Source organism: Chryseobacterium sp. KMC2, assembly GCF_016756935.1.
Lineage (GTDB): Bacteria > Bacteroidota > Bacteroidia > Flavobacteriales > Weeksellaceae > Chryseobacterium > Chryseobacterium rhizosphaerae.
In genome coordinates this window covers 145,255-161,436 of the sequence record NZ_JAESIT010000001.1, presented here as the reverse complement: position 1 = coordinate 161,436, position 16,182 = coordinate 145,255, and the positions used below count along the sequence as shown (strand labels likewise).

The following is a 16,182-nucleotide window of genomic DNA, read 5'->3' as shown; positions in this document are numbered from 1 at the left end:
AATTTTATCACAGATAAAATCCTTGCGTCCTAAAGCATTAGGCAGGAAAAAAAACTAGCGTCCTTGCGTGTAAACAATATATCATACAGGAACTTCATAAGCCTATAGGAAATCTTAGCTTCCTACCTTTTCTCTCAACAATTTCCTTTCTTAACCTACATCAACAATTTCCTATTGTACATCCCGTACATTTGTACCATAAATAATCACAGAAATGAAAACAGTATATCATAAAGCAGATTCAAGAGGCCATGCCGATCATGGTTGGTTAAATTCATACCATACATTCAGTTTTGCAAACTATCAAAACAGAGAAAGAACAAACTTCGGTGTTTTGAGAGTATTGAATGATGATACCGTTTCTCAGGGAATGGGATTCGGAACACACCCTCACAGAGATATGGAAATTATATCCATTCCTTTAGAAGGAGATCTGGAACATAAAGATTCAATGGGAACTACAGCAGTGATCAAAAAAGGAGAAATCCAGGTGATGAGTGCCGGAACCGGTGTAATGCACAGCGAATACAATAAAAATAAAGATGAAGCGGTAAAATTTCTACAGATCTGGGTTTTTCCTAAAGAATTGGATGTTGAACCGAGATATGATCAGAAAAGCATAAAAGAAGGAGAAAAGATCAATGGTTTTCAACAGATTTTGTCACCAAATAAAAATGATGACGGAGTTTGGATCCATCAGGATGCATGGTTTAATCTGGCTAATTTTAAAAAAGGAAACGGTAAAAACTATATGCTCAACAAAAAAGGAAACGGAGTCTATGCTTTTGTTTTAAAAGGAAGTGCTAAAGTGGGCGACCGTATCCTCAATGAAAGAGACGGGTTGGGAATCTGGGATACCCAAAGCTTTAATATTGAAGCAGAGGAAGACACAGAAGTACTATTAATGGAAGTGCCCATGGAATTGCCCGCTTATCTTAAATAAAAAACTAAATTTGTATCCTTAAAAATTAAAAACAATATAGAATGATCATCAACGAAATTCTTGCAGATGGTGATTGTATACAAAAAAATAAATACTACATATGAAAATTTTAGCAATAGCAGGAAGTAATTCTGAGGCTTCAATGAACAAGCAGTTGGTGGCTTATGCATCAACATTATTTGAAAATGCAGAAGTAGAGGTAGTGGATTTGAATCCTTTCGAAATGCCCATCTATAAGCATGAGAGAGAATTAGCAGGTGGTGTTCCTCAGGAAGCCCATGATTTTGCAGCCAAAATTGATGGAGCAAACTTATTACTGGTTTCTTTAGGAGAACATAACGGAACCTATTCTACAGCATTTAAAAATGTATTCGATTGGGTATCGAGAATCAAGGACAGAACCGTATGGAATGAAGTACCAATGTTATTGATGTCTACATCCCCTGGAGGTAGAGGAGGAGCCGGAGTTTTGGAAGCAGCATCAAAGCGTTTCCCTTTCCACGGTGGAAATGTAGTAGAAACATTCTCACTTCCTTTCTTTAATGATAATTTTGATAAAGCAGGTCAGAAGATTTCTAACGAAGAGAAAGACAGCGAATTAAAAGAAAAAATTAAGAAGATTGCAGCCATTGAATCGATCCTTGAAAAATAGAATTTGAATATTCATTTAAAATTACTATTTTTGCAAAAAGAAAAGAGATGAAAATTCAGACCTCCTATAAACAATGTTTTTCTGAGAAAGGGAAAACTGTGGGCTCTGAAATTCTGAGATAAAATAACGGCCGATAATCTGAAAAGATTGTCGGCTTTTTTGTTTTCTAAATTGAATATAAAAAGTAATTATTAAAATAAAATGTACCAATATACTCATGTACCAATTTACCAATTCTCCGGTTTCCAAAGTGAAGCTATTGTTATATTGCTAAACTGATATATTGTTACATTATTAAATTATTAAACATGAGCAACACTTACAAATCAGCAGGAGTAGACAAAGAAGAAGGGTACAAAACGGTTGACAAGATCAAAAAAGCGGTCGGTGAAACCCATAATTCTAATGTACTGAATCAGTTGGGAAGCTTTGGTGCTTTCTATGAAATCGGAGGATATAAAAACCCAGTCCTTGTTTCAGGAACAGATGGAGTAGGAACAAAACTGAAAGTAGCTTTGGATACCAAAAAATATGGTTCCATTGGTATCGACTGTTTTGCAATGTGTGCTAATGATATCCTTTGTCATGGTGCAAAACCACTATTCTTCCTGGATTATTTAGCTTGTGGAAAGCTGGATTCAGAAATCGCAGCAGAAATCGTGCTGGGAATGGTAGAAGCTTGTAAGGACAACAACTGTGCATTGATTGGTGGAGAAACTGCTGAAATGCCGGGAATGTACCAGCCGGGAGATTATGATGTTGCTGGATTCTGTGTAGGAATTGTAGAAAAAGACCAGATTATTGACGGTTCTAAAATTAAAGCAGGTAACAAAATCATTGCATTACCAAGCTCAGGATTCCACTCAAACGGATTCTCTTTAGTAAGAAAAGTATTCCCGAACTTTGAAGAAGAGTTTGAAGGAAAACCTTTATATGAAACACTTTTAGTTCCAACAAGATTATACTTCAAAGATATTCATAAAGTATTGGAAGAAGTGAAAGTAGGAGGAATTGCTCACATCACAGGTGGAGGACTTTACGAAAACGTTCCTAGAATTATTCCGGAAGGATTATGTGCTTCTATTGACGCTTCCAAAGTTAAAATTCCAAGTGTTATGCTTGAATTGGAGAAAAGAGGTGGAATTGCACGTGAAGAAATGTACGGAACTTTCAATATGGGAGTAGGGATGATCATCGTAGTTGATACTGAGCATGCTGAAAAAGTATTGCACCTTTTGGATGATGCTTACGAAATCGGAGAAATCACTGAAGGAGCAGAAAAAATCGATTTAAAATTTTAGAAGCTTAATCCCGCTTTTCGCTATATCTTTTTCGCCAATGCTTTTTTACAAAGCCATTTCAAAAAAGGATGCCGCTGCAATCGGGGCTAATTAAAGAAAGCCTTGTCAAGGTTCTAAACCTTGACAAGGCTGCAAAAAAAATATGAAGAACATCGTTGTACTTGTATCCGGTTCAGGAACCAATCTGCAGAGAATCATAGATACTATTGAAGCTGGAGAAATCCAAAATGCAAAAGTAGCTTTGGTAGTAGCTGACAGAGAATGCTACGGACTGGAAAGAGCAAAAAAACATCATATAGATACTGTACTCATTCCAAGAGGAAAAAATTTCAGCAGTGAGCTGGCTAAGATAATCCCTGAAAATACAGATTTAATCGTATTGGCAGGATTCTTATCCATTTTAAAATCTGAATTCTGTGAGAATTGGACAGGTAAAATAATCAATATTCATCCTGCATTACTTCCCAAATTCGGAGGAAAAGGAATGTGGGGGATGAACGTGCATCATGCCGTGATAGAAGCCGGAGAAAAAGAAAGTGGTGCTACGGTACATTTTGTGACTCCCGGAATTGATGAAGGAGAAGCTATTCTTCAGAAGTCTTTTGAAGTAACACCGGAAGATACTCCTGAAACATTGGCAGGAAAAGTTCACCAGATTGAATATGAAATATTTCCTATAGCGATCAATAAGGTCCTGGGAAATTAATAAATATACCAATGTACTAGTGTAGCAGTTTACCAATAATAAAGGTATTGTTACATTACTAGATTGATACATTGATAAGAAAATCTAAGTAAAATAAAAGTAAGTTCGGAGGTGAAAGACCCGGACACAGTTTGAAATAGCTGTAAAAAGTAAAAAATTGAAAGTAAAATGAGTAAAAAGAGAGTTTTAATCAGTGTTTCTGACAAAAGTGGATTAATTGAATTCGCGCAGTTTTTGGAAGCTCAGAATTATGAGTTGATCTCTACAGGAGGAACGTTCAAACATTTGAAAGACGCTGGTTTAAATCCCATTCAGATTGATGAGGTTACCAATTTCCCAGAAATGTTGGACGGTAGGGTGAAGACGTTACACCCTAAAGTTCACGGAGGATTACTGGCTGTTCGTACCAACGAGGAGCACATGAAAACCGTTCAGGAACACGGAATTGGTCTGATAGACATGGTTATCGTAAACCTTTACCCTTTCTTTGAAAATGTAAATAAAGACATTTCTTTACATGAAAAGGTAGAATTCATCGATATCGGAGGCCCTTCAATGCTTCGTTCTGCAGCAAAAAACTTTGACTCCGTTACTGTAATTACTGATGTGGAAGACTATACAGCAGTAAAACTAGAAATGGAACAAAACGGAGATACTTACATCGAAACCCGTAAAAAGCTGGCAGGAAAAGTATTCAACCTTACTTCCGCTTATGATGCTGCTATTTCAAGAATGCTTTTAGATGAGGAATATCCTACCTACTTAAATGCATCTTATAAAAAGGTTTCTGACTTAAGATACGGTGAAAATCCTCATCAGACAGCAGCTTACTATGTTTCTACTTTTGAAAACGGGGCAATGAAAGACTTCGAACAGCTTGGAGGTAAAGAGCTTTCTTTCAATAACCTACGTGATATGGACCTTTGCTGGAAAGTAGTTACTGAATTCAAAGAAGAAATGGCTTGTTGTGCCGTGAAACATTCTACACCTTGTGGTGTGGCTATCGGAACTTCAGCTTTGGAAACTTACCAAAAAACTTTCGAATGTGATCCTGTCTCTATCTTTGGCGGAATTGTTGCAATGAACTACACAATAAATGCTGCAACAGCTGAAGAGCTGAACAAAACGTTCCTTGAGATTGTGATGGCTCCGGATTTTGACGAAGAAGCGCTGGAAGTTTTAAGAAAAAAGAAAAACTTAAGAATCATCAAAATTGTAAACCCTGTTTCTGATAAGCAGACTTGGGTAAAAGTAGACGGTGGTATCTTGGTTCAGGATAACGATACTTACTTCTCTGATGATATCAAGGTAGTTACTGAGGTACAGCCTACTGAAGAACAGAAAAAAGCTTTACTTTTCTCACAGAGAGTGGTAAAATACGTGAAGTCAAATGCTATTGTTGTTTCCAACGGAGTTCAGGCTTTCGGAATCGGTGGAGGACAGGTCAACAGAATCTGGGCAACACAACAGGCTATTGAAAGAGCAAAAGAAAAATTCTCAGGAGATCTTGTATTAGCTTCTGATGCATTTTTCCCTTTCCGTGACGTAGTGGATTTCTGCGCTCAGGAAGGTATCAAAGCTATCATTCAGCCAGGAGGAAGTGTAAAAGATCAGGACAGTGTAGAAGCTGCCAATGAACACGGCATCCCAATGATGTTTACAGGTGTGAGACACTTTTTCCACTAATTAAAATAGAATTAAAAAATAATTAGGGATTGTATTTATAGCATTCAAAATTATATATTTGTAAATTAGACTAGATAATAAATAAAGTATGAGAATATTAATCATAGGTGAAGGCGGTAGAGAATCTGCTCTAGCGGCAAAACTTCAGAATGACCCTAGAATTTCTAAAATGTTTTTTGCCAACGGGAATGCTACTACCGATGTAATAGGAAAAAATGTTCATTTATCAGAAATCAAAGAACTTAGAGATTTCGCTATTAAAGAAAAAGTTGACTTAACGATTGTAGGTCCTGAGGCTCCATTGGTAGCCGGTTTAAAGGATGAATTTAAGCAGCACGATCTTAAAGTTTTTGGTCCTACTCAAAAAGTGGCAAGCTTGGAAGGAAGTAAAGCTTTCTCTAAGAAGTTTATGCAGACCTATGATATCAAAACAGCAAAAGCTGTAGTATTTGATTCATATAACGAAGCTAAAGAATATGTACAGACACAGGAATATCCTTTAGTAATCAAAGCAAGCGGTTTAGCAGGCGGAAAAGGAGTGGTAATCTGTGATACACTTGAAGAGGCAGAAGCTACCATCCATGATTTCATGATCAGAAGAATCTATGGTGATGCCGGTATCCGTTTAGTTATTGAAGAATATTTACAAGGTTTTGAGGCTTCAATTATTGCATTCTCTAACGGAGAAAAATTATTCCCTTGTATCGCAGCAAAAGACTATAAGAAGGCTGGAAAAGGAGATACAGGACCTAATACAGGAGGTATGGGTTCAGTAGCACCAAGCCCTGAATTTACTCAGGAGCATTATGCAGACTTCGAACAGAATATTTTAGAGCCTACCGTTAAAGGTCTTAAAGCAGAAGGTTTCAGCTTTAAAGGAATCATTTTCTTCGGATTAATGATCACTAAAAAAGGAACTTATCTTCTTGAATACAACATGAGATTCGGAGATCCTGAAACTCAGGTATTGATGGCTCTTATGGAAAACAATCTTCTGGATGTAATTCAGGATTGTATGGATGGAAAAGATATTGAGCTTAAGTTTAAAGACGAAAAAGCAATATGTCTTGTTATGTGTTCGGGAGGGTATCCAAGAAATATCGAAACAGGTTTCGAGATTACAGGAGAAGATAAAGTAACCCACAGTAAATTATTATACGCAGGGGCTATGAGAAAAGGAGACAAAGTGGTTTCCAATGGTGGTAGAGTTCTGAATATTGTAGCAACAGGAGCTACTTTCGAAGATGCCCGCAAGAAAGTTTACGAAGATGCAAGCCATGTACATTTCGATTACGGCTTCTACAGAGAAGACATCGGAAAGTTCTAATAAAAATCACGGAAAAAGATTTGGAGACATTCCAAGTCTTTTTTTGTAAAACAGTTAATATTAAATAAGATGCTAGATCTCAGACTTCAGACCTAAAAATCTGATGTCTTACATCTGATATCTTTAAAAAATCAATCATCAAAAATGAACAACGGTATTATTATTTTAGATTTCGGATCCCAGTACAACCAGCTTATCGGAAGAAGAATCCGTGAGATGGGGGTATACTCTGAAATCTTACCTTACAATACACCTTTACAAGATATTTTAGCAAAACAACCCAAAGGAATCATTCTTTCCGGGGGACCAAGCTCTGTAAATGCAGAAAATGCTCACCTGGTTGAGAAAGCATTATATGAGCAGGGAGTTCCTGTATTGGGAATTTGCTACGGAATGCAGATGACAGCTCACCTTTTAGGAGGTAAAGTAAATAAAGGAGAAAAAGGAGAATATGGTAAAGCAAACCTGGAAATCGTTAAAGAGAGCTCTTTATTAAAAGGGGTTACTCAAAACTCTGTGGTTTGGATGAGCCACTTTGATGAAGTGGGGGAGCTTCCTGCAGGTTTTGAATTAAATGCAAAATCAGGAGTAATTGCTTCTATTTCCAATGAACAAAGCAAAATCTACTGTGTTCAGTTCCACCCGGAAGTTTCGCATACCGAAGAAGGAGGGAAAATGCTGGAAAACTTTGTTTTTGCAATTTGTAATGCAGAGAAAAACTGGAAGCTGACTAACTATATCGAAAAAACAGTTGAAGAAATCCGTGAGAAAGTAGGAGACCACAAAGTAATCCTTGGTCTTTCAGGAGGTGTAGACTCTTCGGTAGCAGCAGTGTTGATTCATAAAGCAATTGGTGACCAGTTGACTTGTATCTTTGTAGATACAGGATTATTGAGAAAAGATGAGGGGAGAAAAGTAATGGATCAATATGGAGAACATTTCCATATGAACATTAAAATGGTAGATGCTCAGGAAAGATTCCTTTCAAAATTAGCGGGAGTAGATGATCCGGAAGCGAAGAGAAAGATTATCGGAAACGAGTTTATTCACGTTTTTGATGAAGAATCTCACAAAATTGAAGGTGCAAAATTCCTTGCTCAGGGGACCATTTATCCTGATGTTATCGAAAGCCAGTCTGTAAACGGGCCATCGGCAGTTATTAAATCTCACCACAATGTGGGAGGTCTTCCTGAAGATATGGAATTCGAATTATTAGAGCCATTAAGAGAGCTTTTCAAGGACGAAGTAAGAAGGGTAGGAGAAGAATTGGGTATTCCTCATCACATGGTATACAGACACCCTTTCCCTGGACCAGGATTAGGAATCAGAGTATTAGGAGCTGTAGATGCTGAGAAAGTAAGAATACTTCAGGAAGCTGACGATATTTTCATTGAAGAATTATATAAAAATGACCTTTACGAAAAAGTATCTCAGGCATTTGTAGTTCTTCTTCCTGTAAAATCTGTAGGAGTAATGGGAGACGAAAGAACTTACGAATATACAGCAGTAGTTCGTTCTGCTAATACCATCGACTTCATGACCGCAACATGGAGCAGACTTCCTTATGAATTCTTAGATACTGTTTCAAGCAGAATTATCAACGAAGTAAGAGGAATCAACAGAGTAGCTTATGATATTTCAAGCAAACCACCTGCAACTATTGAGTGGGAATAAGCTTGAATTGAATTGACAATATAAATCCTGCCCTTTTGGGCAGGATTTTTTGTTACCAATCTTGGCTTAAAGCAACTCCAATACTTAAAAAATAAATTAATATTAAGAGGAGACCACCATTAATGATATGTAAAATTACCTTTTTGTTGTGCTGATGAATTATATAAAAATTAATAATTAAAACAAGCAGAATAACCGGAGTAAACTCAAGAAAAAAGTCTGACTGAAAATACACTGATAACATTATGTAAATCAGTGATGTAACTAAGTTGATTATTGAGATTCTTTTCATGCTTCGTTCTTTTCAACATTAGAGTGAAATTTCTTAGGTTACATTACAGAAATAAAAATCTTCAGCAGAAAAAGAAGTTAGATTCTCCATATAATCAAAACAAGTATTATAGATATCAGGATCTATGGATAAGTATTGATCATGCAGCGTTTTAACCCTGATATATTGTATACTATCAAATGCACTAAGAATATTATCTACTTGTGACGCATAATTGTTTTCAATAAAAATTAACGGATAATTTAGACAAATATATCCTATGATTTTATTTTCTGTGGATAGGACAGAAATTTTTTCGCTATCAATTTCTATATCAGTTATATAATGATGTGATAGAGTTTCTATCACGGAGAAGAAAATAGAATGTTTCCAGTTCATATTTGCATAAATAGCTTTTTGTAAAATTGCCGTTATATCCACTGTTAAATTTATATAAATGGTTGTGAAAGCACTTTGTCTATAAGAGCTCAAGTGAATTTTTTTTCCTAAATTTAGGTAAAATTACATCAAATGCAAATAGAAACAAGACCCCTGAGTGTTCAGGATTATGATGAACTGGTTGTAACAATGAAGCGTGCCTATCCCCAGATGTCGGAATCAATCTGGTCTAAAAAAAGCATTGAAAAACTTACAAGGATATTTCCCAAAGGTCAAATCTGTATTACAGTAGATGGAAAACTGGCTGCCGTAGCGCTTTCCATTATTGTGAACTATGATGAGTTCGGGGATGACCACACCTATGTGGATATTACAGGGAATTATACATTTAATACCCATTTGTCAACAGGAAATGTATTATATGGAATCGAGGTTTTTGTGGATCCTGAGTTTCGTGAGCTGCGCCTGGGAAGAAGGCTTTACGACGCTAGGAAAGAATTATGTGAGCTTCTTAATCTGAAATCAATTATTCTGGGTGGAAGGATTCCAAACTACCATAAATACAGTCATGAGCTTTCTCCCAGAGAATATATACGCAGGGTGAGAGACAAGGAAATTTATGATCCTGTGTTGTCCTTCCAGCTTTCCAATAACTTTCTGCCTATAAAAATTCTGAAAAAATACCTTCCTGAAGACGAATCGTCACTGGAAAATGCCGTTTTGCTGCAATGGAATAATATCTATTACAGTAAAAAACCGAATACCATGCAGGACAGCATTATCCGTTTAGGACTGGTACAATGGCAGATGAGGCATTTTAAGAATATTGATGCCTTTTATGAACAGGTAGAGTTTTTTGTCAATGTAATGGGAGACTACAAATCAGACTTTGTATTATTCCCTGAACTTTTCAATACCCCTTTGCTGGCACCCTTCAATAAACTATCAGAAAGAGACAGTATGATAGAACTTGCCAAATTAAGTGAGGATATTAAAAACAAAATTTCCGAACTGGCGATTAGCTACAATGTAAATATTATCTCCGGAAGTATGCCCGTTTTTGATCATGATAATAATGATTTGTATAATGTAAGTTATCTGCTGCACAGAGACGGTCGCATAGATGAATACAGAAAAATCCATATTACCCCGAATGAAAGGAAATATTACGGAATGAAAGGAGGGAATGAAATTAAGGTTTTTGATACCGACTGTGGCAAAATAGGCCTCGTGATTTGCTATGATGTAGAATTTCCGGAATTACCGAGAATTTTAGCAGATCAGGGTATGAAGATATTATTTGTCCCTTATCTTACAGATACCCAGAATGCCTATATCAGAGTGCGCCATTGTGCTGCTGCAAGAGCTATTGAAAATGAATGTTATGTAGCCATTGCAGGATGTGTAGGAAATCTTCCGGGGGTTAATAATATGGACATCCAGTTTGGACAGGCTGCTGTATTTACTCCTTCAGACTTTGCTTTTCCGTCTAATGCCGTGAAAGGGGAAGCTACCCCAAATACGGAAATGACCTTAATTGTGGATGTAGATTTAAACTTACTCAAAGATCTTCATCATAATGGCTCAGTACAGGTCATGAATGACAGGAGAAAAGACCTTTATGATACTTACCTGAAATAATAATATAAGAATTACCATACTTAAAAACCACCTCTGTACTGAGGTGGTTTAAAACGAATCTATTAATAAATTGGAGCCGTATAAATATAGCGTACTTATACCTTTTTGTTGTTCTTTACAGCATCTATGAGTAGTTGCTCATTCTCTTTGTATATTTTTACCTGTGACGGGCTCAGTATAGCTTCAAAATCTTTATCGACGCTTTTAAACCCATCAGTAACGATGCGGCGTGCTTCCTGATCATTTGTTTTTTTCTTGCTTTTGTTCCTTTTATCCAGCACATTCTGCATCCCTTCTGCGGCCTTAAGATTGATGGTATAAGCCTGTGGAATCTGCTCATCAGTAAGATCGAGTAAAGAAATCATCACTAAAGTTCTATAACCGGCCAGCTCTTTAATTCTGTTGGTCTCAAACTTATTTATTTGCTCAGGAGTCAGGATTGTTCTTAATGACTTGTCGCGCTGTACCATAATTCCTAGTAACTCACTGGAAATGGCTTTGTTATTCAGAATATTGGAATTGTCTCCCACTTTTTCATCAAGGGCATCCAGGGATTCGGCTGCCACTTTATTAAAATATAAGGCTTTATTCGTTTGGCTTTCAGTAAGATTTAGATAATCCATTTTAGAAGTCATTGCTGTGGCAATTGAGTTGACTGAACCCATTTGTGCTTTTACCTGGGGAGTGACCATTACAAGTAAGAGGGTAAGCAGGCCTGTTGAAATAATTTTTTGAAACATAATTTGTTTTTTTACTATTTATTTGTTCTCTTACAAATGTATGTTGCAGAAGAATCTTTCTTATTATCCCAAATCCTTTTTTTATTGTTCGAAATTCTCCATTTGTAGATATATTTTTTTATTGTGATGAATAGAAACAAAAAATCCGGAGATAACTCTCCGGATTTAACTATTATCCATTGTCAGGACCTAAAATTTATTATTATTTATACTGCGGACATACTACAGCGGGGCAAATCAATCCCGGGCACTGAGGTCTTCCATCAGTAGGACAACACTGATGTGAGCAGTTACCGATGATGATACCACTCCCTGCAATACCTTTTAATTGTTCTCTTGAAAGTTTGTTGTTACGTAAATTTTTCATTTTGTAATACTTTTATTGGTTTGTTTTATTTTTTGTACGCTGTAAATATAAAAAAATATATTACACTTTATCACTAATGTTAGAATTTTATTATTATGATTGATTTTAATGCTGTAAAATGTTGATTATGTATTTGAAATTTTTAATATCTGCTTTAGAATGATTATATTTATTTTTTAATAAAAACTAAAAAATTATGCAAAAAGGAACTGTAAAATGGTATAACACAGAGAAAGGATATGGCTTTATTACCCTGGAAGGAAGTGAAAATACCATTTTTTGTCATCATTCAGCGATTGTCGGCTCTTCGAAATCTTTGTCGGAAGGGCAGACTGTAGAATTCAATATCGTACAGGGTCCAAAAGGGTCTCAGGCAGAAAATGTCAGGGTAATAGATAATGACTAGAATGATAAATAAATCTAAAAGATGAGTGCAAAAAAACTGTCAGTGTTCTGGCAGTTTTTTTATTAAACACTTTTATAAAAACATACTTGGGAACGGTTTTTGGAGTAAATTGCACCTATTATAGATATATTATGTTCGACAAGCAGCAACGAAAACTGAAAAGATCTGCCAGGCTCATCTCCGTACTGAGTAAATACGGTTTTAAAGATATGCTGGCAAGAATGAACGGGGGAAATAAGCAGGAAGAAGTTTCAGCCAATTCAGATGAAATTATCTCAAAAGGGACCGTTTATGAAAGGATCAGATTGGTGCTGGAAGAGCTGGGACCTACTTTTGTAAAGCTGGGACAGACATTTAGCAGCCGGGAAGATCTTTTGCCACCGGAGCTGATTCAGGAACTACAGAAACTACAGGACAAAGTAGAAACTGTAGAGATGGACGTAGAAGATGTTCTCGAAAATGAATTTAATATTTCTGTAAAAGACCATTTTCTGGAGATTCAGAAAGAACCCCTGGCTACAGCTTCTATCGCCCAGGTTTATAAAGCCGTCTTACAGGATGGAAGTCCGGTGATCTTAAAACTCAGAAAACCTGATGTACAATCTGTGATTGAAGATGATTTGCTGCTCATCAAAGATTTAGAAAAGCTTTTGTCTGCTTATTCCGAAATAGGAGAGAAGCTCAACCTGAAACAGGCCATTTCTACTTTCGAAAAATCATTACTGGAAGAGGTTTCCCTGATCAACGAAAAAAATAATATCCAGCAGTTTCGTCTTAATTTTAAAAACAATAAAGAAACCTACGTTCCCAAGATATACGAAGAATTTTCCAATAACAATATTCTTTGTATGGAGTTTATTGATGGAATAAAGGTTACCGATAAATCAGCCCTTTTAGCCAATCATATTGATCCTGTAAAAGTTTCAGAAGCAGGATTGAGGCTTTTTGTTTCTCAGATTTTAGATTATGGATTTTTTCATGCAGACCCACATGCCGGAAATATTTTAGTAAAAAAGGATGGAAAGATTGTCTTCATTGATTTTGGTGCAGTAGGTAAAATTCAGCCTAACGATAAAGAGATTCTTGAAAACCTGATCGTAAGCTTTGTGGCCAAAAATCCACATAAAATAGTTCGCTATCTCAAAAAGATGGCAATAAGCTATGAGATTCCTGACGAAAGAAGGTTTGAAAATGATGTAGAAGATATTCTGAATTTTGTACACAGCTCATCCTTGCAGGAAATTAATATTCAGGTTATCATCAATAAAATGAAGGATATCCTGAAAGATAACAGGCTTTATATGCCCGATTATTTTTATCTTTTGTTTAAAGGAATCAGCCTGATAGAAGGAGTGGGCAGGAATATCAACCCTGAATTGGATATTGTAAAAAGTCTTCATCCTTACACTAAAAAAATATTCGCAAAAAAGATCAATCCCAAGAATATTTTAAAAACAGGATTGGATAAAATGATGAATTTTACTGATAATGTAGATGAAATTCCCAGAGAGCTCCGTTCTGTACTTCAAAAACTGGATGAAAATAAATTTACAGTTTCCAGTGAAATCAAAAATATAGAAAAGACAAATCAGCTGATAAAATCCAGTGTGACCAATCTGATTCTTACCATGGTGCTGGGAGCCAATATTATTGCTACGGCCATTGTTTTTGCCTCCGAATCAGGACCGAGGATAGGAGAGCTTTCTCTGGTCGCGGTGTTAGGGTTTGTTTTTTCAGTCATTTTAGTTCTAGTCATTTTACTCAGAATAACAAGGAAGTAGGAGAGGTAGGGGGTGAGAGTTAAGAGTTGAGAGTTTTTGAACAGGACTTTGCACTATAAGTGAATACATGTACAACCCGAACTTCAAAATCGCCTATCCCATAAAAAACAAAAATAACAATGAGAACACTTAGTATACTTGCTTTTATCTTCTGTAGTTCACTGTTTATGGCTCAGATCACTTCTGAAAAAGGAGTATTGGGAGATTTTGATGGCAATGGAACAAAAGAATATGCCTATACTAAAGTCAGTGACTGTAATGATGATTGTGACGGACAATGTGAAACAACTATTTATTTCAGTGATAAAAAGATAAAACCATTCATAATTTCTCCAGCCTATGACGGTGCTTTATATAACCTGGGAGATCTTAATGATGACGGAAAAGATGAGATGGGCTTTTATCCCGGATGGTGCACAAGCTGCTGGCACCCATTTTATGCATATACATTAAGTGAAACCGGCTGGAAACCTTTAGTTCCTCCTATCTCTACACACTGTAATCAGTGGGAAGACGAAAAATTTCCTATTAAAAAAGATCCTAAAAAGAAAGGATATGTCATCATTACCTCAAGCAAATGGGAGAATGATGACATTAAAGTGAGCAGTAAAAGCCTTAAAATAAATTAAAAATCAAGAATCGGAGGTTAAAACTGATGATTATCCGGTTTTTACTCAGGTCTGAAATCTCACATCTTATATCCGGACTTCATTCTCTGAAAAACATGATCTTTGACATCAAAAGCTGCTGATTATTGGTTATACAGTCTCAAGTCTCAAATCTCCAAGTCTCTCCGTCTGCTGTCTCTACACATCCCGCTCTTCTCCAATACTGTCACTGCGCCTTCTGTCTACCTCTTACAACCTAAATTTTACATTATACATTTTAATACCTATCTTTGCAAAATGGAAAAACTCACTTTTGCAGATTTTGACCTGCCGGTTAAAATTCTTGATGTTTTAGCGGATATGGAATTATTTGAACCTACTCCAATTCAGGAGAAGAGTATAAAGCCTATTCTTTCCGGAAGAGATGTAATGGGAATTGCACAGACCGGAACCGGAAAAACATTAGCCTATCTTCTGCCAGTTCTTAAAACATGGAAATATAATAAAGCAGGGAATCCGACTGTTTTGGTACTTGTTCCTACCAGAGAATTAGTAGTTCAGGTAGCTGAAATTCTTGAAAAACTGACTGTAAATACTACTGCAAGAGTAATTGGAATATATGGAGGGAAAAATATCAATACTCAAAAACTGTTATTCAATGACGGTTGCGATATTTTGGTAGGTACTCCGGGAAGGGTAATGGACCTTTCCATAGATAATGCCATTTCCCTGAAAGAAGTTCAGAGACTGATTATCGATGAGTTTGATGAGATGCTTAATTTAGGTTTCAGACCACAGCTTACCCATATTTTTGAAATGATGAGAGAGAAGAGACAGAATATTCTTTTCTCTGCAACCATGACTGAAGCTGTAGATGTGATGCTGGATGAGTATTTTGCCAGTCCGATAGAAATTTCATTGGCAAAATCGGGTACTCCACTTGAAAAAATAGAACAGACAGCATATAAAGTTGAAAACTTCAATACCAAAATCAATTTACTTGAACACTTATTGAAGACTAAGACGGATATGTCTAAGGTGCTTATTTTTAATAACAATAAAAGACATGCTGACCTTCTTTTTACGAAAATTGATGAGTTATTTCCTGGTCAGTTTGATGTAATTCACTCAAATAAATCTCAAAACTACAGGCTTAAGGCAATGAAAAGTTTTGAAAATGAAGAGATCAGAGGATTGATTACCACGGATGTTATGGCCAGAGGTCTTGATATTTCCAATATTACTCATGTTATCAATTTTGAAACACCTGATATTCCGGAACAGTATATCCACAGAATCGGTAGAACCGGTAGAGCAGATAAAGACGGTAAAGCAATCACTTTCGTAACGAAGAAAGAAGAGCCTTTGATCCTTGATATCGAGCTATTGATGGATAAAGAATTAATCTTTAATGATTTCCCTGAAGGGGTGAAAATTAATCCTGCCAAGATTGCTTCTGAGAAAGATGAAGTGATCATGAAGAACCCTGTACAGGTAAAACTGAATGAAGGAGGAGGAGCATTTCATGAGAAAAAGGATAAGAATAAAAAGGAAAACTGGGGTGGGCCTTCAAAAAGAAAAGAGCCGAAAAAATTTGGAGCCAACAGAGCTCAGCAAAAGGCAATATCAAAATCTAAGAGAAAGAAATAAAAAAATAGGCTGCCTCGCTTTTGAGACAGC

At 36.2% G+C, this 16,182-nt stretch carries 15 protein-coding genes; 12 read left to right on the top strand and 3 right to left on the bottom strand.

Going from position 1 to position 16,182, the window contains the following annotated elements:
- Positions 1-214: 214 nt before the first annotated feature.
- The 7 genes from JML65_RS00765 to guaA all read left to right on the top strand — a co-directional run bounded on the left by JML65_RS00765 (position 215) and on the right by guaA (position 8,289).
- On the top strand, positions 215-943 hold the full coding sequence (locus JML65_RS00765; RefSeq protein ID WP_047485334.1) for a pirin family protein: 729 nt from the start codon (positions 215-217) through the stop codon (positions 941-943).
- Positions 944-1,043: 100 nt separating this feature from the next.
- On the top strand, positions 1,044-1,595 hold the full coding sequence (locus tag JML65_RS00760) for an NADPH-dependent FMN reductase (protein WP_202269617.1): 552 nt from the start codon (positions 1,044-1,046) through the stop codon (positions 1,593-1,595).
- A 308-nt stretch (positions 1,596-1,903) separates the two neighbouring features.
- Positions 1,904-2,896, top strand: coding sequence for a phosphoribosylformylglycinamidine cyclo-ligase (gene purM / locus JML65_RS00755; protein ID WP_047485331.1), 993 nt, complete (start codon positions 1,904-1,906; stop codon positions 2,894-2,896).
- A 142-nt stretch (positions 2,897-3,038) separates the two neighbouring features.
- Positions 3,039-3,602, top strand: coding sequence for a phosphoribosylglycinamide formyltransferase (gene purN / locus JML65_RS00750; RefSeq protein WP_202269616.1), 564 nt, complete (start codon positions 3,039-3,041; stop codon positions 3,600-3,602).
- Between the two features lie 168 nt (positions 3,603-3,770).
- On the top strand, positions 3,771-5,288 hold the full coding sequence (purH, locus tag JML65_RS00745; RefSeq protein WP_047485328.1) for a bifunctional phosphoribosylaminoimidazolecarboxamide formyltransferase/IMP cyclohydrolase: 1,518 nt from the start codon (positions 3,771-3,773) through the stop codon (positions 5,286-5,288).
- Positions 5,289-5,376: 88 nt separating this feature from the next.
- Positions 5,377-6,615 (top strand): phosphoribosylamine--glycine ligase, encoded by a 1,239-nt coding sequence (purD, locus tag JML65_RS00740; RefSeq protein ID WP_047485326.1) that lies wholly within the window; start codon positions 5,377-5,379, stop codon positions 6,613-6,615.
- 114 nt (positions 6,616-6,729) lie between these two features.
- Positions 6,730-8,289 carry a glutamine-hydrolyzing GMP synthase gene (guaA, locus tag JML65_RS00735; RefSeq protein WP_373866352.1) on the top strand — a complete coding sequence of 520 codons (1,560 nt, stop codon included), beginning with the start codon at positions 6,730-6,732 and terminating at the stop codon, positions 8,287-8,289.
- Between the two features lie 325 nt (positions 8,290-8,614).
- Here guaA and JML65_RS00730 read toward each other — a convergent pair whose 3' ends face one another.
- Positions 8,615-9,052, bottom strand: coding sequence for a hypothetical protein (locus JML65_RS00730; protein ID WP_202269615.1), 438 nt, complete (start codon positions 9,050-9,052; stop codon positions 8,615-8,617).
- A gap of 39 nt (positions 9,053-9,091) precedes the next feature.
- On the opposite strand from JML65_RS00730, the gene JML65_RS00725 reads away from it, so the two are divergent.
- Positions 9,092-10,600, top strand: coding sequence for a carbon-nitrogen hydrolase family protein (locus JML65_RS00725; RefSeq protein WP_047485319.1), 1,509 nt, complete (start codon positions 9,092-9,094; stop codon positions 10,598-10,600).
- Positions 10,601-10,695: 95 nt separating this feature from the next.
- On the opposite strand, the gene JML65_RS00720 is transcribed toward JML65_RS00725, so the two are convergent.
- Both JML65_RS00720 and JML65_RS00715 read right to left on the bottom strand, forming a co-directional pair.
- On the bottom strand, positions 10,696-11,340 hold the full coding sequence (locus JML65_RS00720) for a hypothetical protein (protein WP_202269614.1): 645 nt from the start codon (positions 11,338-11,340) through the stop codon (positions 10,696-10,698).
- Between the two features lie 202 nt (positions 11,341-11,542).
- Positions 11,543-11,707, bottom strand: coding sequence for a hypothetical protein (locus JML65_RS00715; protein ID WP_167449345.1), 165 nt, complete (start codon positions 11,705-11,707; stop codon positions 11,543-11,545).
- A 196-nt stretch (positions 11,708-11,903) separates the two neighbouring features.
- Here JML65_RS00715 and JML65_RS00710 point away from each other — a divergent pair, with 196 nt between their 5' ends.
- The 4 genes from JML65_RS00710 to JML65_RS00695 all read left to right on the top strand — a co-directional run bounded on the left by JML65_RS00710 (position 11,904) and on the right by JML65_RS00695 (position 16,152).
- Positions 11,904-12,113, top strand: coding sequence for a cold-shock protein (locus tag JML65_RS00710; protein ID WP_202269613.1), 210 nt, complete (start codon positions 11,904-11,906; stop codon positions 12,111-12,113).
- A 131-nt stretch (positions 12,114-12,244) separates the two neighbouring features.
- Entirely contained in the window at positions 12,245-13,894 is a 1,650-nt protein-coding gene (locus JML65_RS00705; RefSeq protein WP_202269612.1) for an ABC1 kinase family protein, read from the top strand.
- 119 nt (positions 13,895-14,013) lie between these two features.
- Positions 14,014-14,523 (top strand): hypothetical protein, encoded by a 510-nt coding sequence (locus JML65_RS00700; RefSeq protein WP_237390753.1) that lies wholly within the window; start codon positions 14,014-14,016, stop codon positions 14,521-14,523.
- 276 nt (positions 14,524-14,799) lie between these two features.
- Complete coding sequence (locus JML65_RS00695) at positions 14,800-16,152, top strand: DEAD/DEAH box helicase (RefSeq protein ID WP_047485309.1); 1,353 nt, start codon at positions 14,800-14,802, stop codon at positions 16,150-16,152.
- Positions 16,153-16,182: the final 30 nt, after the last annotated feature.

Excerpts from the sequence above, each read along its gene's own strand:
- JML65_RS00760 (WP_202269617.1), top strand. The coding sequence starts at position 1,044 with ATGAAAATTTTAGCAATAGCAGGAAGTAATTCTGAGGCTTCAATGAAC.
- JML65_RS00705 (WP_202269612.1), top strand. The coding sequence starts at position 12,245 with ATGTTCGACAAGCAGCAACGAAAACTGAAAAGATCTGCCAGGCTCATC.
- purN (WP_202269616.1), top strand. The coding sequence starts at position 3,039 with ATGAAGAACATCGTTGTACTTGTATCCGGTTCAGGAACCAATCTGCAG.
- purD (WP_047485326.1), top strand. The coding sequence starts at position 5,377 with ATGAGAATATTAATCATAGGTGAAGGCGGTAGAGAATCTGCTCTAGCG.
- JML65_RS00720 (WP_202269614.1), bottom strand. The coding sequence starts at position 11,340 with ATGTTTCAAAAAATTATTTCAACAGGCCTGCTTACCCTCTTACTTGTA.
- JML65_RS00700 (WP_237390753.1), top strand. The coding sequence starts at position 14,014 with ATGAGAACACTTAGTATACTTGCTTTTATCTTCTGTAGTTCACTGTTT.
- JML65_RS00715 (WP_167449345.1), bottom strand. The coding sequence starts at position 11,707 with ATGAAAAATTTACGTAACAACAAACTTTCAAGAGAACAATTAAAAGGT.
- purH (WP_047485328.1), top strand. The coding sequence starts at position 3,771 with ATGAGTAAAAAGAGAGTTTTAATCAGTGTTTCTGACAAAAGTGGATTA.
- JML65_RS00725 (WP_047485319.1), top strand. The coding sequence starts at position 9,092 with ATGCAAATAGAAACAAGACCCCTGAGTGTTCAGGATTATGATGAACTG.
- JML65_RS00765 (WP_047485334.1), top strand. The coding sequence starts at position 215 with ATGAAAACAGTATATCATAAAGCAGATTCAAGAGGCCATGCCGATCAT.
- JML65_RS00695 (WP_047485309.1), top strand. The coding sequence starts at position 14,800 with ATGGAAAAACTCACTTTTGCAGATTTTGACCTGCCGGTTAAAATTCTT.
- purM (WP_047485331.1), top strand. The coding sequence starts at position 1,904 with ATGAGCAACACTTACAAATCAGCAGGAGTAGACAAAGAAGAAGGGTAC.
- JML65_RS00710 (WP_202269613.1), top strand. The coding sequence starts at position 11,904 with ATGCAAAAAGGAACTGTAAAATGGTATAACACAGAGAAAGGATATGGC.